Source organism: Butyricimonas faecihominis, assembly GCF_033096445.1.
Classification (GTDB): domain Bacteria; phylum Bacteroidota; class Bacteroidia; order Bacteroidales; family Marinifilaceae; genus Butyricimonas; species Butyricimonas faecihominis.
The window spans coordinates 3,788,822-3,805,337 of sequence record NZ_AP028155.1 but is presented as its reverse complement, the minus strand read 5'-3'; the positions used below and the strand labels follow the sequence as shown (position 1 = coordinate 3,805,337).

Genomic DNA, 16,516 nt, shown 5'->3' with positions numbered 1-16,516 from the left:
TCCATTTTAAGATTCTTACAAATATAATTAATTTCACCCAACATGAAAAATCGTCCTATGACTCTCGGTATTTAACATTTTTCACATTCTCTTTCAAACGCCTCAGATCAGACCATTTCTTCCAAGCACCTTTCAAGTTATTCCACTCATCCTTATCGTAAAAATGCCATTTATACAACAAAAACGGGTACCCGGCCAAAATAACCAATTTCACCAATACACTTATCCCAATAGCTGTTTCATTAAATAATATACCGATCAGGTATAATATTGTTCCCACAACAAGCACCTTCCCCACTTTCGACAATTCATAGGGAATAGGGTAATACCGTTGAGCAAATATATAACATGCCAACCACGAGATTAGATGAACTATCATTGTAGACAAAGCCGCCCCGTACATTCCCATTGAAGGCACCAGTAGCATATTCAAGAAGAAATTCAATATGGTAATACCAACTATAACATAACTTATAATTTTAGTCTTCTTCATAATTTGCAACCCGATCATGCAACATTCCCGCATCATACTGAAAAAAATAGCATAGGTCACGAAAGGTATGACGTAAAGCGCCTCTATATAATCCGGATTAGTTGTCACCCAAACGATTCCCTCCCGCGAAAACAGATTCAACCCTAAAGCACAAAACATCAAACCAAAAGAAAAATAAGTCAACACTTTTGAATAAAATCGTTTATTATCCGGATCATTCATTTTCTTCATCAACAAAGGCGTTAAAGCCAATTGCACGGATGTCACGATAAAAACTTTAAGAGTATTCCCTACTTTATATCCCAAACTATAGAAACCGACATCATCCAATCCTTGAAAATGATTTATTATATAACGGTCAAAAACAGTAAGTAAACTTCCTACTATGGCGGGAAAAACTAACGGATAACTATATGCCAGCAATTGTATTGTACACTTTCGGTCTACTCGACAAGAACTGTTCTTAATAACCAATGGCAATACCATAAGTAATTGTATAACGATACCGACTAATTGCGCCTCATACACTCCCGATACTCCCCGATGTAAAGAAATTGTAAAATAAATCGTCAGAACTAATGTTGCAAACAATCTTACGATATTCGTTAACGAATAATAGATAGGCTTACGTTGTAAACGCAATAAATTTTGTGGAACTTCAACAACTGCCCCCAACATAGAAGTCAATATCAGTAATTGAAGAATATATGGAAGTTCCCCTCCCAAAGAATACCCTTCTTGCTGTACCAGTAATGCCGATAACTCACCAACATTTAACCACAACACACTCCCGATACACAAAGAAGTCAATATCGTAAATAACAATGTCGTGAAAAAAATAGTCTTTTGTTTATCCCGATATTCGGCATCCCAATACCAGCGAATCAACCCGGAATATAAAGAAAGTCCCATCACCGCTATCAAAATTTGTGAAGTCACCTCCAATAACCCCATCAACCCGTAATCAGCAGTAGAGAAATATTCGGCATCCGTATAAAGGGGAATCAGAATAAAACCGACAAGCTTAACGGCCACATTTCCGATACCATAAAGTACCGAATCTTTCATGACTTGCTTTATATCTTTAAACATTTCTTCCCTCCATGATTTCTTGATATATTTCTATCATATTTTCCACATTCTTATCCCAATCATATAATTCCCGAACCCTCTTTTCTCCATTTTGAGCCAAGGTAACCCGCAATGTTTCATCATTTACTAGGGTTTCCATGGCCTCTGATGCTTGTTGTGGATTCTCACGTTCAACGATAAGGCCGGACTCTCCCGATTTCACGATTTCGGTGAATCCCGGAGCATCTGATACAACAACAGGACAGCCCACGGCCATTGCCTCCACTACAGCAACCCCAAAACTTTCAACCCGGGAAAGCGCCACGAATACATCAAAAGAACTGATGACTTCCGGCAAATGATCATGTACTACCTTTCCTTCAAATACGATTTTTTCTGCCAGCCCCAAATTTATTGCCTGTAACTGTAATTTTTCTCTCTCACTTCCCTCTCCCACGATCCGCAAACACAAGTTCAGATCTGGTCGCCGTTTACACAACAGAGCAAAAGCATCAATCAACGTATCTATCCCATACCCATATTCCAAAGTTTTCACAATACCAAACACGAATCCATCTGTCTCTTGATGCTTTTTTGGAAATCTCTTGAACAATCTCATATCCACGCCAAATGGGGTAACAGGAATTTGTTTTTTATCCGTATATCTTGCAAGTTCCCGGGCCATCACATGACTTGTAGACAAAACCCGATCCGCCTTTTTCAGTATATATTTAATCACACAAGCCCTGCTCCATGAACGCCGGGGATAGTCATATACATCTGTTCCCCATGCCGAAACGACGAAAGGATGAAAACCCGCCAACGCCCCGAATAAACCATTATCCGATAAATAGTGAGCATGAACGATATCCGGATGAAATGTTTGAATGGAATTTCTGATGTCTTTTATCAACGCCCGGTAATAAGTAAACAATTTGACTAAAATAAACCCCTTGATCCCTTTACTATCACGTGATTGCCAGAACGATTTTACCTGTACATGCTTAATCCCCCTATAATAGTCAACCTTTTCACAAGGATAAAAACTGTATAACATAATCTCCACTCCCCGCTTAGCCAACGCACTTACCCAACGTTGAGTATGTATCGCGGCGGGATTTGATAACATGAACACTTTCATAATTCAATTCTTGATAAACAAAAATAGCAATTATTCATCGAGTAGTAAAGATTTCATATTATATTTTTTATTTTTGTCGACGAATAAACATGGCCTTAAAAAAGATTCAAAATGAAACAGCTAAAACTGAAAGCATTCTATCCCCATTTATTTGCAATTATATTATTGATCCTGATCGGTTTTATATATTTCTATCCCACGTTACAAGGAAAGGTTGTCAATCAATCGGATGTCTCCTCTTTCGTGGGTGCCGCCAAAGAAACGATAGATTACCGGGCCGCAAATAACGGAGAAGAACCGCTTTGGACAAATTCCATGTTCAGTGGAATGCCCACAACCATGATCAGTACCTATTACAAGGGAAACTATCTGGAAAATATTTACGAATTTCTATTCGTTGGTCCTCGGCCTGCAGCCGATTTAATCCTAGGCTTTATCAGTTTTTACTTTCTTATGCTGGCATTTGGAGTCAATCCTTGGTTGTCCATTGTTGGTGCTTTGGCATTCGGACTCTGTTCTTATAATTTCCAAATCATTCAAGTAGGACATAATGCCAAAATGACCGCTATCGCCCTTATGCCTGCTGTTCTCGCGGCACTTGTTTATGCCTTTCGAAAGAACCGATGGCTGGGAGCCGTGCTGTTTGGCATCACGCTCTCTTTCGAGATTATGGCCAATCACCCGCAAATCACATTCTATCTGGCATTTATTACGATATTCTACGGTGTAGCTCAATTATACACGGCTATAAAACAAAAGGCTCTACCGTCATTCTTGAAAACAACCATATTGTTAATTGTCGCTGCCGGACTGGCCGGGGCTACAAATGTGAACCATTTATGGCCGACATGGGAATATGGTAAATATACCATGCGTGGTGGTTCGGAATTAACTTTAAATCAAAAGAACCAAACCAAAGGCGGTTTGGATAAAGAATACGCGACAGCATGGAGTTACGGGATAGATGAATCCCTGAATCTGTTGATCCCGAACTTTAAAGGAGGAGCCTCTGCCGGGGCATTAAGCAAAAACTCGGAGACTTACAAATTCTTAAAGAGTGCGGGAGCCCAGAATGCTGATCAAATGATCAAGCAAATGCCTTTATACTGGGGACCTCAAGCATTTACAGCTGGACCGATGTACATGGGAGCTATCGCTATTTTCTTATTCGTACTAGGATTAATCTTGATAAAAGGCCCCATGAAATGGTGGATCGTGGGTATATCCCTATTAGCCCTGTTCTTGGGTTGGGGACGTCATTTCATGGCATTATCAAGTTTCTTCTATGATTATGTTCCTTTGTACAATAAATTCAGAGTACCTTCGATGATGCTGGTTGTACTGCAAGTGACCATCCCGTTATTAGGCATATACACGCTGAACAAAATTCTTAATGGCTGTTTTGAACGCCAAGTTCTTGTTAAAGCATTGAAAATATCTCTTGGTATTACAGCCGGAATTTGTGCTTTATTCGCCTTGATTCCCGGGCTTGCCGGAAATTTCTCCGCTCCCATTGATGCACAAGCCGAATGGTTGCAACAATATCTACCCGCAGAACGAGAATCTTTACTCCGCACCGATGCTTTCCGTTCATTGGCTTTTATATTATTGGCAGGAGCCGTTATCTGGGCATGGGTAATTCAAAAGCTAAAAGTAACCCAAGTTGCTATAATCATGGGGCTGCTGGTTCTTGCAGATATGTGGACCGTGGACAAACGTTATTTGAACAATGACCATTTCGTTACACAACGAGAATTCAATAGCCAGTATAAATTACGCCCCGCAGATAATGCTATTTTGACCGATAAAGATCCTAATTACCGGGTGTTGGATTTATCCGTAGACGTGTTTAACGATTCCCATACCAGTTATTTCCACAAAACCATCGGGGGCTACAGTGCCGCAAAATTACAACGCTATCAAGACATGATTGATTACTTTATCATTCCCGAAATACAGAATCTCGGGAACGCATTAAAGCAATCACCGACACTTTCTTCTATCGAGGGAAGCCTTTCCCAGCAAAAAGCACTAAATATGCTGAATGCGAAATACATTATCATTGATCCGAACTCGGCACCTATCAATAATCGTTTCGCGTACGGGAATGCATGGTTTGTTAAAGATTACGAGTTAGTTGACACTCCGGATGATGAAATTATCACGTTGAAACAAATCGACCCGAAAGAATCTGCCGTTATCAACAAAGAATTCCAATCTATTATCCAAGACAAGGGATTCAATTTCGACGGAAATGCCACCATTCAACTGACATCTTACGCTCCGAATAAATTGGAGTATAAAACTTCCGCCACCGATGAACAACTCGCCGTTTTCAGTGAAGTATATTACCCGAAAGGCTGGAATGTTTACGTGGATGGCCAACCGAGTGAATTATTCCGGGCTGACTATATTTTACGAGCTATGATCGTTCCTGCCGGAGAACACGTGATCACGTTCGAGTATAAACCACAATCCTACTTTATGGGAGCTAAAATATCAGCGATAAGTTCCGGCATATTACTACTTGCGTTATTAGGATGTATTGTATTTTATATTATTCGTTATTATAAAAAAAAGATTAACTACCAATAAAATAACGACAACCGGATAACCCGTTTGTCGTTATTTCCGTATCTATATAGATGGCATGAAAATTGCTGATTATTACGAAAAATAAATTTTTATGAGAAAATATTATTGGATTCTTTTATTTGCCGTGGGATTACTAAGCTCGTGCGAGAAAGTAAAAGACTTGAGTGATGATGCGAGTATTGAGCGTTTTGAAATCACATCATACACCCCAACGACAGCCGAACTAGGAGAAATCTATCGCAATGACAAGTCTATTATTATACCAGTCGTTCCGGAAGATAATTTATTTCCTTTAACACTCCAAACTGTTTTAGAAACAAGTTCAACAACCCATAAAGTTCTTGGTAATTACGTGAAAGGCCAAGATATTGTATTTAATGGAGGAGAATCTACTATCAACTTTTTCCTTATAGCAGAAAGTGGATTCGTTCATCCATATTCTATCAGTTTGGAAGCAATGGATACCGGAGCAGATATTCTACAATTCAAATTCGAGGATTCTGAAAAAATGACAATTACAATCAATCCCTGGAGCAAAATAGTCAATATCTCCGTGTTAGATCCCGGTTTCCCGGTTACAATAAAACCTACAATCCGGTTATCAGAGGATGCTACTTTTGAAGGTTACACGGAAGGAGAAGAATTAACGTTTCAAAGTTTTGAGGACATAAAAGAAATCACGGTTGTTTCCGCTGACAGACAAACTCGTCGGACATGGAAGATTCAATTCGGAGCCCTTTTACAAATCCCAAATTCGGACTTTGAATCATGGGGGAAATTCGGAAACGATATTAATTTAAATGAAGAAACTATTGACCCCGTACCGGGATACGGAAAAGGTTGGGCAACTGCAAACAATTACTTCGTGCAAGGAACTCGCCCTGTTGAACACAATGGAGGCTATGCTGCCAAGATGACGACAAACGAACAAAATGCGCTCATTTTCGGTAAGTTAATTGCAGCAGGAAGTATGTACACCGGATGTTTCAAATTTGATGTTGGGGCACTTAATGATCCTCGATCCATGACTCATTTTGGAATCCCTCACACAGTAAGAATTAAATCCATCGAATTTGATGCCAAATATGAACCTGGTCCACAATTAAAACAAGCGGTTAAAAGTGGTTCAAAATACTCTATCGAAGATCGCGAAGGCGTGGATGTCGGACAAGCTTTTGTCGAAATTATTCGTTGGACAGGAGAAGGGGCATTCGAATACCATGGAAGACCTGCAGATGGTGTTGAAGTTCTCGGAAGAGGAGAAATCCTTTTTGATGGAAAAGAAACGAAATACCGGAACTGGGCTCATTACAATATCCCGGTTGTATACACGAACCAAACCGATATTCCTACACACATTGTTATCGTGTTCAGTTCCAGCAAAAGCGGGGATATATTCTTAGGAGCTCCGGGTAGTACTATGGAAGTAGATGACGTCAAACTGATTTATTAAATCATTGCAACATGAAATATTACATCATATATACACTCATATTTTTAATCTGTGGAGCATCCTCCGTACAAGGACAAGAGAAGGTACGGAAAACAGATTCTGTCGATTATCGATTTGCATTAGGAGTTCAGTTGGGTACGGATATTGGTGGAGCCGTACCGTTCCCGTTCAAACATATACCCGAAACATTCAACCCTTATCCCAAATTGAATTTATCGTTAGGTGCTAAACTATCTTTTCCCATCACTTCCCGCTGGTCTCTAGGTACGGAACTCACGTATAAAACGATCACCATGAATGCTGATGCGAGGGTCGAAAATCAACGCTATCAAGACAAAGAACTTGTTCAATACTTCTCAGGATCGGCAGAAATGCACATGGATTTTACCATGCTTGAGATCCCCGTGTACACGAAATATACTCTACGTAACGGGAAAGACCGACTTCTATTAGGTCCCTATTTCGCTTGGGTAATGAAGAGTTCATTTGTAATCGATCCGGAGAAAGGGTACATCGGAACCGGAGGTCCAGACAAAGTTGATTCAATCATGCCAGATGATATGGACGATATGGATTTTGATTCTTCTTTGGACTCTTGGGATCTGGGAATCTTAATGGGATATGAAAGAAAACTTTCAACCCGTTTCGAACTTGGACTTCGTTTCTCTTGGGGATTCAAAGATATATTCAAAAGCAATAATCAATATTTTGATTATAGTATGTTACACATGAGAGGTACCGTGGTTATCAGCTATAATCTATTTGATATTAAACCTCCTAGATTTCCTAAATTCAGTAGAAAATAATAAAAGAAATGCCGATTTAACAATCGGCATTTTTTTATTGCATCAACTCCTCCGTTGTATCCACCAACTTGTATAATTTATCAGACCTTCGCAATTTCGTTTCGCATGGCATGGAGAAAATAGCCCCTTTACCCACTTGCTCAACAGGTTCCAGCTCCAACCTTAACTCCGGGACAATCATCTGTACCACTCCCGTGTTCGGCCCGACAATCATCACTTCTTCTCCCACTTTCAAATCATAAGATTCCAGTTTAAATTCTCCGACCTGCAATTTACCGAAATAGTTTGTCACTTTACCGATACAAATCTTCTTTTTCGTGGCTTTAGATCCGTACACCTCACTCCACTCGCCCAAACGCTGGCCCAGATAATAACCATCCCAAAATCCCCGGTTAAACACGGTAGCCAATCGCTCTTTCCAATTCGCAATCTTCTCCGCCCCGTAACTCCCGTCAAGATAAGCATTCAATGCCTCGTCATAACACTCGCAAACCGTCTTCACATATTCTGCCGGACGGGCACGTCCCTCAATCTTGAAAACCCGCACCCCGGCATCGATCATTTTATTAATAAAACCGATCGTACACAAATCTTTAGGAGACATGATATATTTCCCATCAACCTCCAATTCTATATCACTCTCGGTATCTTTCACCGTATAAGAACGCCGACATATCTGGTAACAAGCCCCCCGGTTTGCCGAAGCATTCATCTCGTGGAGACTTAAATAACATTTACCCGAAACCGCCATGCACAATGCCCCGTGAGAGAACATCTCGATCTGGACCAATTCACCCTTGGGACCACGCAAATCATTTTCAACAATTTGTCGATGAATCGTCATCACCTGATCCATATCCAGTTCACGCGCCAGCACCACGACATCCGCAAATTGGGCATAGAACTTCACCGCCTCGTAATTGGTAATATTACATTGCGTGCTGATATGCACTTCTACCCCTATCGAACGGGCATACAAAATCGCTGCAATATCCGAGGCAATAATCGCCGACACCCCAGCATCCTTGGCGCACTCGATCACTTGGTGCATCTTCTCCAGCTCGTTATTATATATAATCGTATTCACCGTGAGATAAGTCTTCACTTCCCGGACGTTACAACGTTCCACGATATTCCTCAGATCATCCAGCGTGAAATTAGCCGATGAACGGGAACGCATATTCAATCCTTCCACTCCAAAATAAACAGAATTCGCTCCTGCCTGCAAAGCCGCCTCCAAAGATTCATAAGAACCAACCGGAGCCATCACTTCAAAATCTTTCCTTTTCATATCGTTTCTTTAAGCAGACAAAAGTAACTCCCTTAATTGAAAATTAAAAATTTAAAGACCACTCTTAACGATGCACGTTAAACTTTCATTAAATCTTTATTTTCATTGCAAAAACAAAAAATTCCTTCTATATTTAGCTGTGATAAAAAGAACTATTTATCACACTAAGAAACACACCATGACATTAAAACCATTCTATGCTAAATTAAAATTCCTCGCCAAATTACAAATCGGGTTGGTGAGCGTTCTTTTTGTTTTTAGTACACACGCAGCAACTAGCCAAATTCAACATAAACAGGCTACACAAGATTCCACGGAAGACAACCAAGTCCATTTCCTCGTCCAAGAGATGCCCGTATTCCCTGGCAATCTAAATACATGGATATACAACAACATACGCTATCCGGAAACCGCCAAGGAGAAAAAACTCGAAGGAAAAGTGTATGTCAGATTCGTCATTGAAAAAGATGGAGCCGTCAGCAATGTCAAAATTATTCGGGGTGTTTCTCCCGAACTGGACAACGAGGCAAAAGCAGTTATCGCCTCCATGCCCAAATGGGAACCGGGAAAACAAAACGGTTCTCCCGTGCGTGTTTCATACACAGTTCCCGTCTATTTTGCCCTAAAAAGCACCTCTCCCAGCGTCGAAAGAAGAACTTTCGACAGATATTTGAAAGTATTGAATGCCGAAGAAGAAAAATTAAAGAACGGCCTTGACTCGGTTCCTCAAGCCTCTTTCGATATGTATCGCCTCTACCTGAAAAAACGTTACGGATCAGACAAGGCCGTTTATAAAGGAATCATCACTTCCGCCCGGGAACAGCAACAATCCTCGGAAATCATGTTAAGCATCGTCATGCCCACCATGTCCCTTCCTGTCACCGACAAAAACAAAATACTGCAATTCTATAAAGAAGAATGGGACGAACAAATCCGGCTCATAGATAGCCTGCCAACGGAAGATTTCACTTCGGAATATGTGCGGATTACCCCTCGTTTCAGGGCAAACACGACCCTACGAGAAATCAAAATTCGGGATTATTTGGGAGAGAAGAAGTTCAAAAGATACGTTGAAGACTGTATTTTCAATCCCGGAAAACTCATTCGGGCTATTATTGCCAACCCGTTTGTCGGTAAATGGGAAAAAATAAGGGAAAATGGAGTTGAAACCAAACAACTCTTACAAAAAGAATATTTCGACGACTTCACGTTCAGTTGTTCTAACGGGGTCAACGGAACCTACAAAATTGCCCATGGACAATTTCTATCGGAACACGCCCCTTCCGTGAAAATAAAAGACATCGTGGAATCCTCCGCTCATTACCAATATGATGCAAACAACCGGATTCTTGTCCTCACGGGCGAAGTAAAGCTAAAACTCGCCGACGGGACCCAGAAAAACGTTCAAGTCAAGGAAACGTGGCGTAGGATAGAGTAAAAATAAAGTTTTTTTTATACCTTTGTTTGATTCATTATGGGATATTAAATCAAATAAAAATTATATGAACGAGGAAGTACAATTTTATCTCGACGAAGCAAAAGAGAGAATGGAAGCTGCTCTGAGTCACCTAGAATCAGAACTTAGTAAAATCAGAGCGGGAAGAGCCAACCCGAAAATCTTACAAGACGTGCTGGTTGACTATTATGGTAGTCCTACCCCGTTATCACAAGTAGCCAATATTTCAACCCCAGACCCGAGAACAATTGCCGTTCAACCTTGGGAAAAAAGCATGATCTCTCCTATTGAAAGAGCAATCATGAACGCTAATCTCGGATTAAACCCGGATAACAACGGAGAACTCATCCGTATAAATATCCCGCCTCTGACAGAAGAGCGCAGACGTGACCTTGTAAAACAAAGTAAAGGCGAGATGGAAACAGCGAAAGTAAGTATCCGCAACGCTCGCCGGGATGTCATTGAACAAGTGAAAAAAATGGTAAAGGACGGGCTTCCGGAAGATATGTCCAAAGACGCTGAAGTCATTGCTCAAAAAATGACAGACGAATACGGCAAGAAAGCCGATGAATACTTTGCGAAGAAAGAAAAAGACATCATGACAATCTAAAAAAGATAAAAACTAAAAATTAAAAGCTAAAAGTCGAGAAACTTTTAGCTTTTATTATTTTCAAACTGTTAGTTATTAGCTGTTAGCTTTTATTTTTTCCAAGTCTTCCGGGGTATCAATCCCTATTGATTCATGATTCGTGATACTGACAGCAATCGTGTAACCATTCTCCAACCATCGTAATTGTTCCAAAGATTCCGCCTGTTCCAGAACACCCTGCGGGATAGAAGTCACCGCCTTCAGAATTTCCGGACGATAAGCGTACATCCCCACATGTTTATAAAACGGGGTTTTAGCCAGCCAATCTTCACGCTCCACGCCCCTGCAATAAGGAATTGGATTTCGACTAAAATAAAGAGCAGTATGATTGGTGGAAAACACTACCTTCACTTTATTCGGGTCAAAAATCTCATCATTTTTCGCGAAAGGCTTGGCCAACGTGGCAATCTGCACGGCAGGCTCTTCAAAACGCACGATCAAAGATTCGATCTGCTCCGGGATAATAAAAGGCTCGTCCCCCTGCACGTTCACCACCACGTCAAAATTGCGCTGCAATAACTCTTTTACTTTCGTGTACGCTTCGTAACACCGGTCCGTTCCACTCCGATGGGTATCGGAAGTCATTACCGCACGCCCACCGAAAGCAAGCACGGCATCATATATACGCTTGTCATCCGTCGCCACGTACACGTGGTCAGAAACAACCGCAGCCTTCTCGTACACGTGTTGAATCATGGGTTTTCCGGCAATATCCACCAGCGGTTTCCCCGGAAAACGGGTGGAAGCATAACGGGCCGGAATCAATATCAATGAATTCTCTTCTATCGCCATATCATTTCAATCTATCTCTATTCTCTTCTTCTGAATGTAAACGCCGTAAATGATCTGAATTAGATAATATCTTCAATTTCAAATTCTGCGGATAATTCAGCATGTTTCTCCAAGAAAGAATTTACCATCGTGTACACGTTCTTGCTCGTGTGGCCGGACAATCCGGCACTTAACCAAGAACCGGGGAAGAAAATATCCCCCGTTTCTTGAATCTCCTGCAACGCCCCAAGCATTTTCGGCACATACCCCTCCGCCTCCATTCTCCTCCGCGGGTGATTCAACCACCGCAAACACTCTTCCACCCATACTTCATTCACCCGGTTCTCTCTTACAAGTAAGGCGTTAAACACGCTATCACGCACTTGTTTATCACCAGATAAAGAGGGGTATACATATTCAAAACGATCCAGCAAGTCCTTATTCTTAACCGTTCTCATGATATATGCCTTCGTATCTTCATAAACACTCGTATCCCGCAACACCAAATTAAATGCGATACTAATTTTATCTTGTTCATTGATTGTTACGTCTTCCGGTAAATCCTGTTCACCCTTTAACACGCTTGACAAATAGGAACAACTCTTCGGTGAAGAACAAATCGACAATAACGTGTTAAAATACGATTTTTTATTTTTCCCCTCGGCCTTATTATTCACCATATTAATACAAAAACGTTCTAAATCGTCCTGTATTAACTGCCGACTTCCCTCATCCAAATAAGTTGAATAAATAATCCTCAAGAAACTTAACGTCCGGTTCACAACCAAATTGTTCTTCTCTTGCGGTAAATGTTTGATACATAACTTCAGGAAAAACTCCCCTTTCACCTTTTTATGCAAAACCCCTTCGTAAAGAGCTTGCCAAGCAACTGCCCTGTAAAGCGGGTCATTCAGATTTCCCAGTTCATCATCAAGAAAACGAATAGAAAAATCCGTGGGTAAGAAACAACCGTATCCCATGACGTCCCCATCCGGTAACACGACAGCCGCTCCATACCTGAAAGGAGTCAGTGAATCACGTAACGGGATCAATGTTCTCTTCAACCCCATGTAATCCCAAAAAACAGATACAGCCTGAGGCCAAACCCGATTCTTCCCGCTCTCATCCGTCATCACGATCCCGTTCTTCTGGAACTCGATCACGGGAGCCCCGCTCTCTTTGATCCATATCTCGTTCCAAGCCTGCAAATCCTGTCCCGTTGTACTTTCCAGCAACTTGATCAACTCGTCCCAATCCGCGTTAGAATAGGACCACCTGCGAAGATACCTTTGTAACCCGACCTGCAACCGTCGTTCGGAAATCTCCCGTTCCAACATGCGCATCACGATCGGGGCCTTGTGATAAATAATATCCCCGTACAAAGTTCCCGCATCCTTCAAATTATCCAGCTCTTGCAAAATCGGGTGCGTTCCCTTCGTCCGGTCCGTCCGTAATGCCGGCTCGTAATGATTCAAGAAGAAATTCAATCGATGATTCACGTCCGGGTATAACTGGGTCATAATCTTATCCGACATGAAACCGGCAAACACCTCTTTCAACCACACGTCATTAAACCACCTCATCGTGACGTAATCACCAAACCACATGTGAGCCGTCTCGTGAGCGATAACATCACTGCGTTTCATCCATGCCGACAAATCCGCATTCCGATCCAAAAACATCGTTGACGCCCGGTAATACACGGCGCCCGGATGCTCCATCCCGCCATACTGAAAATCAGGAATCGCCACGACATTATATACATCAAACGGGTAACGTATCCCCGTGTAGTTTTCCATCCAATCCAAAGCATGACTTACCTCTCTGGCTATGACCGGAATACTGGCATTAATCTTCGAAGTGTCCGTCTCCCGGTGATAAATACCGATCCATCGTCCTCCCACGTAACGTTCCACGTACGAGAACCTCCCCACGGTAAAAGCAAACAGATAAGTACTCAACGGTTTTGTTTCCTCGAATTCGTACAACTTATAGTCACTAAAATACTCCGTACGAATCGGCTCCCCGTTAGCCACCGCCCTCCACCGGGAAGGGATTTTCAATGTCAATTTAAACCTCGCCTTTATATCCGGCTGATCAAAACAAGGCATCAACGTGCGGCATCGATCCGGAACCAGCAACGTGTATAGCATATCATCACTTCGATTCAAAGAAGACTCTCCCGCTTTAAATTGGATGACCAGCTCGTTCCGTCCCTTTTTCAAGTGTTCCGGTTGAATAATAATATGTTCATTTTTAAACGTGTACGGGATTTTTCTCCCATCCGAAGACGTGACAGCAAGAATATTCTCTTTTGCCTCTTTAAAGTCCAAAATGACCGGAACCAGATCAAACAATTCAAAAAAGATCGTTGATTCGGCCATAATAGCCTCACTCTTCTCCGCCGGAATAGAAAAATACAATTTATAGGTCACGCCGCCTATATTCGCTTTACGTTCTTTGGCCAGTTCCAAAGAAACACCATCTTCTACCTTATCCTGTTCCTTTTCACAAGAAACCAGACTCAGTAGCAATGAGATCACTGCCAATACACGACACACCACGTCTTTAATTATTTTTGTTGAACTTCTCGTTGGATATGGCACTCGCCATTAAAAACCGCTCCGGACTCGATCGCGATATAAGCAGCTTTGATCGTTCCCGTGAATACCGACTTTGCCCTCAAGGAAACAGTCCCCGTCGACACGATATTCCCTTCCATGGTTCCTAAAATATCAACATTCGGAGAATTCACCTCTCCCTCCACCTTGGCCATCTGCCCGATAACCAGACGTCCTTTCGTGAAAATCTTTCCTTTAAGTTCCCCGTCAATACGAATGTCATTTGAAGCGTGAAGATCCCCGGTGATCTGGGTTCCTTCACTGAGTAAATTTAACGCTATTTGCTGTTGTACTTCTTTTCCCATGATTTATCGTTTACTTTATTTTCTTACCAAACGTAACCGTTTTATATCATACTTCACGGCTCTCACCAGCAGTTTGCCAGCCTGCACATCTCCTTTCAAAACGGCATTTTCTTCAATCATCAAAAAACAGGCCTCCACGTTCCCTTCTACCACCCCGCCTATCTCTAATTCCCGACAAAAGATATTTCCAGTCACCACCGCACCCAACTTCACCTCCACCTTACCTTTTGCAGTAACATTACCTGAAATTTTGCCAAATAAACACAAGTTCCCGGGCAGGATAATATCTCCCTCTATCTCGGAATCATTCAAGACAATTGTCTGACTCATTTCGGTAGTGTCCTGACTTGCACTTTTTCTCATTTAGCATCCATAATAATCGACCAAATATACAACAAGTAATTTAAAATTGGAAATAATTTGTTATCCCATAAAACTCAAAAATCTAAACACCCGAACATTCAAAAAAATAACAAGATCCATAAAGCCTTAAATCTAGACTCCATGGATCTTGCAAAACTTATAACTTTTAACTCTTAACTTTTAGTTTTTAGCTTTTAACTTTCGTATATCCCCACTTCAAATAAATCGCTCCCCACGTGAACCCGGCACCAAAAGCCGCAAGGATCAAGTTATCCCCCTTCTTCAACTGATCTTCCCACTCGTACAGACACAACGGAATTGTTGCCGAAGTCGTGTTACCGTATTTTTGGATATTAACCATAACCTTCTCTTTGGGTAGTCCCATCCGCTCCCCGGTTGCCTTGATAATACGCAGGTTTGCCTGATGAGGTACCAGCCAAGCCACGTCCTCCGAGGACAAATTATTGCGTTCCATCACTTCCACCGACACGTCGGCCATATTCGACACGGCATGTTTAAACACGGGTTGTCCCTCTTGGTAAATATAATGTTCCCGGGCTAGAACCGTGTCAATGGTGGGCGGTTTCAAGGAACCACCCGCCTTCATGTGCAAGTGAACACGTCCCATTCCATCCGAACGCAATATATGGTCAATTACCCCCAAATCTTCCGTGGTCGGCTCCAACAACACGGCTGCTGCCGCATCTCCGAAAATAGGACAAGTTGCCCGATCCGTGTAATCCGTGATCGCAGACATCTTTTCAGCACCCACGACAATCACTTTTTTATAGCGTCCGCTCTCCACGTACTGTGTTGCCGTGATCAAGCCATATAAGAAACCGGAACATCCGGCATTAAGATCAAAACTAAAAGCATTCTTTATTCCCACCATATCGGAAATCACGTTTCCGTTAGCGGGGAAGTCCATGTCGGCCGTAACCGTACAGCAAATCAATAAATCAACTTCTTCCGGTTTCAAACCTGTTTTACGAAACAAATCCTCCACCGCTCTGGCCCCGAGGTAAGCACTGCCTTTATCGGCATCCCGTAAAATACGTCTCTCTTTTATACCGATCCGAGTCATGATCCATTCGTCAGTGGTATCAACCATCCGGCTCAACTCCTCGTTCGTTAGAATATAGTCGGGATAATACGCTCCTACCCCTGTGATTACCGCTCTTGGCCTTTCCATAAAATAAAAATTTTCAAATTGAATAATAGAATCAGATACCCATATACAATCATAGCCCCCTAGTACAGGGGGCTGCATTATCTAAGGCAATCTTTATCATTGCATCAATATTATGCAACAACAGCTTTCTCAATAGCCAATTTACCCCTGTAATACCCGCATTCCGGACATACAGTATGATACTGTACCGCAGCACCACAATTTGAACACTTTGCTATTGCAGGAACTGTTGCCTTATCGTGAGTTCTTCTTTTATTCCTTCTCTGTTTAGAGATTCGGTGTTTAGGATGTGCCATTTCTCTCTAGTTT

14 protein-coding genes are annotated in these 16,516 nt (G+C 41.8%); 5 read left to right on the top strand and 9 right to left on the bottom strand.

From position 1 onward, the window contains the following. Nucleotides 1–55: 55 nt before the first annotated feature. Both R8806_RS15720 and R8806_RS15715 read right to left on the bottom strand, forming a co-directional pair. A complete protein-coding gene (locus R8806_RS15720; protein ID WP_164719541.1) occupies nucleotides 56–1,561 on the bottom strand; it encodes a lipopolysaccharide biosynthesis protein in 1,506 nt (501 codons plus the stop codon). Between the two features lie 16 nt (nucleotides 1,562–1,577). Then, on the bottom strand, nucleotides 1,578–2,705 hold the full coding sequence (locus R8806_RS15715; RefSeq protein WP_124315717.1) for a glycosyltransferase: 1,128 nt from the start codon (nucleotides 2,703–2,705) through the stop codon (nucleotides 1,578–1,580). A gap of 111 nt (nucleotides 2,706–2,816) precedes the next feature. Between R8806_RS15715 and R8806_RS15710 the strand changes: the two genes are divergently transcribed. From R8806_RS15710 to R8806_RS15700, 3 genes are all read left to right on the top strand, one after another. Further along, nucleotides 2,817–5,300 carry a YfhO family protein gene (locus tag R8806_RS15710; protein ID WP_124315718.1) on the top strand — a complete coding sequence of 828 codons (2,484 nt, stop codon included), beginning with the start codon at nucleotides 2,817–2,819 and terminating at the stop codon, nucleotides 5,298–5,300. 91 nt (nucleotides 5,301–5,391) lie between these two features. Then, on the top strand, nucleotides 5,392–6,753 hold the full coding sequence (locus R8806_RS15705) for a PCMD domain-containing protein (protein WP_151411867.1): 1,362 nt from the start codon (nucleotides 5,392–5,394) through the stop codon (nucleotides 6,751–6,753). An 11-nt stretch (nucleotides 6,754–6,764) separates the two neighbouring features. After that, the gene (locus R8806_RS15700; protein WP_124318170.1) at nucleotides 6,765–7,559 is read left to right on the top strand and encodes an outer membrane beta-barrel protein; all 795 of its coding nucleotides are present in this window, start codon (nucleotides 6,765–6,767) and stop codon (nucleotides 7,557–7,559) included. 34 nt (nucleotides 7,560–7,593) lie between these two features. Here R8806_RS15700 and R8806_RS15695 read toward each other — a convergent pair whose 3' ends face one another. Next, nucleotides 7,594–8,850: a peptidase U32 family protein gene (locus R8806_RS15695; protein ID WP_124318171.1), complete on the bottom strand. Its 1,257-nt coding sequence runs from the start codon at nucleotides 8,848–8,850 to the stop codon at nucleotides 7,594–7,596. Nucleotides 8,851–9,028: 178 nt separating this feature from the next. On the opposite strand from R8806_RS15695, the gene R8806_RS15690 reads away from it, so the two are divergent. Together R8806_RS15690 and frr are read left to right on the top strand one after the other, a co-directional pair. Then, entirely contained in the window at nucleotides 9,029–10,288 is a 1,260-nt protein-coding gene (locus R8806_RS15690) for an energy transducer TonB (RefSeq protein WP_124317799.1), read from the top strand. 64 nt (nucleotides 10,289–10,352) lie between these two features. Then, entirely contained in the window at nucleotides 10,353–10,916 is a 564-nt protein-coding gene (gene frr / locus R8806_RS15685) for a ribosome recycling factor (protein WP_124317800.1), read from the top strand. A 75-nt stretch (nucleotides 10,917–10,991) separates the two neighbouring features. Here the strand turns inward: frr and kdsB are convergent, their stop codons facing one another. The 6 genes from kdsB to rpmF form a co-directional block, all read right to left on the bottom strand. Continuing rightward, on the bottom strand, nucleotides 10,992–11,747 hold the full coding sequence (gene kdsB, locus R8806_RS15680) for a 3-deoxy-manno-octulosonate cytidylyltransferase (RefSeq protein ID WP_124317801.1): 756 nt from the start codon (nucleotides 11,745–11,747) through the stop codon (nucleotides 10,992–10,994). 59 nt (nucleotides 11,748–11,806) lie between these two features. After that, on the bottom strand, nucleotides 11,807–14,290 hold the full coding sequence (locus R8806_RS15675; RefSeq protein WP_317715705.1) for a M1 family metallopeptidase: 2,484 nt from the start codon (nucleotides 14,288–14,290) through the stop codon (nucleotides 11,807–11,809). An 8-nt stretch (nucleotides 14,291–14,298) separates the two neighbouring features. Next, a complete protein-coding gene (locus R8806_RS15670) occupies nucleotides 14,299–14,652 on the bottom strand; it encodes a bactofilin family protein (RefSeq protein WP_087419024.1) in 354 nt (117 codons plus the stop codon). A gap of 15 nt (nucleotides 14,653–14,667) precedes the next feature. After that, on the bottom strand, nucleotides 14,668–15,015 hold the full coding sequence (locus R8806_RS15665; RefSeq protein WP_124317803.1) for a bactofilin family protein: 348 nt from the start codon (nucleotides 15,013–15,015) through the stop codon (nucleotides 14,668–14,670). A 187-nt stretch (nucleotides 15,016–15,202) separates the two neighbouring features. Beyond that, nucleotides 15,203–16,207, bottom strand: coding sequence for a beta-ketoacyl-ACP synthase III (locus R8806_RS15660; protein WP_317715702.1), 1,005 nt, complete (start codon nucleotides 16,205–16,207; stop codon nucleotides 15,203–15,205). Nucleotides 16,208–16,317: 110 nt separating this feature from the next. Next, nucleotides 16,318–16,503, bottom strand: a complete 186-nt coding sequence (rpmF, locus tag R8806_RS15655; RefSeq protein WP_027201828.1) for a 50S ribosomal protein L32 — start codon at nucleotides 16,501–16,503, stop codon at nucleotides 16,318–16,320. Nucleotides 16,504–16,516: the final 13 nt, after the last annotated feature.

Excerpts from the sequence above, each read along its gene's own strand:
- R8806_RS15720 (WP_164719541.1), bottom strand. The coding sequence starts at position 1,561 with ATGAAAGATTCGGTACTTTATGGTATCGGAAATGTGGCCGTTAAGCTT.
- R8806_RS15715 (WP_124315717.1), bottom strand. The coding sequence starts at position 2,705 with ATGAAAGTGTTCATGTTATCAAATCCCGCCGCGATACATACTCAACGT.
- R8806_RS15710 (WP_124315718.1), top strand. The coding sequence starts at position 2,817 with ATGAAACAGCTAAAACTGAAAGCATTCTATCCCCATTTATTTGCAATT.
- R8806_RS15705 (WP_151411867.1), top strand. The coding sequence starts at position 5,392 with ATGAGAAAATATTATTGGATTCTTTTATTTGCCGTGGGATTACTAAGC.
- R8806_RS15700 (WP_124318170.1), top strand. The coding sequence starts at position 6,765 with ATGAAATATTACATCATATATACACTCATATTTTTAATCTGTGGAGCA.
- R8806_RS15695 (WP_124318171.1), bottom strand. The coding sequence starts at position 8,850 with ATGAAAAGGAAAGATTTTGAAGTGATGGCTCCGGTTGGTTCTTATGAA.
- R8806_RS15690 (WP_124317799.1), top strand. The coding sequence starts at position 9,029 with ATGACATTAAAACCATTCTATGCTAAATTAAAATTCCTCGCCAAATTA.
- frr (WP_124317800.1), top strand. The coding sequence starts at position 10,353 with ATGAACGAGGAAGTACAATTTTATCTCGACGAAGCAAAAGAGAGAATG.
- kdsB (WP_124317801.1), bottom strand. The coding sequence starts at position 11,747 with ATGGCGATAGAAGAGAATTCATTGATATTGATTCCGGCCCGTTATGCT.
- R8806_RS15670 (WP_087419024.1), bottom strand. The coding sequence starts at position 14,652 with ATGGGAAAAGAAGTACAACAGCAAATAGCGTTAAATTTACTCAGTGAA.
- R8806_RS15665 (WP_124317803.1), bottom strand. The coding sequence starts at position 15,015 with ATGAGAAAAAGTGCAAGTCAGGACACTACCGAAATGAGTCAGACAATT.
- R8806_RS15660 (WP_317715702.1), bottom strand. The coding sequence starts at position 16,207 with ATGGAAAGGCCAAGAGCGGTAATCACAGGGGTAGGAGCGTATTATCCC.
- rpmF (WP_027201828.1), bottom strand. The coding sequence starts at position 16,503 with ATGGCACATCCTAAACACCGAATCTCTAAACAGAGAAGGAATAAAAGA.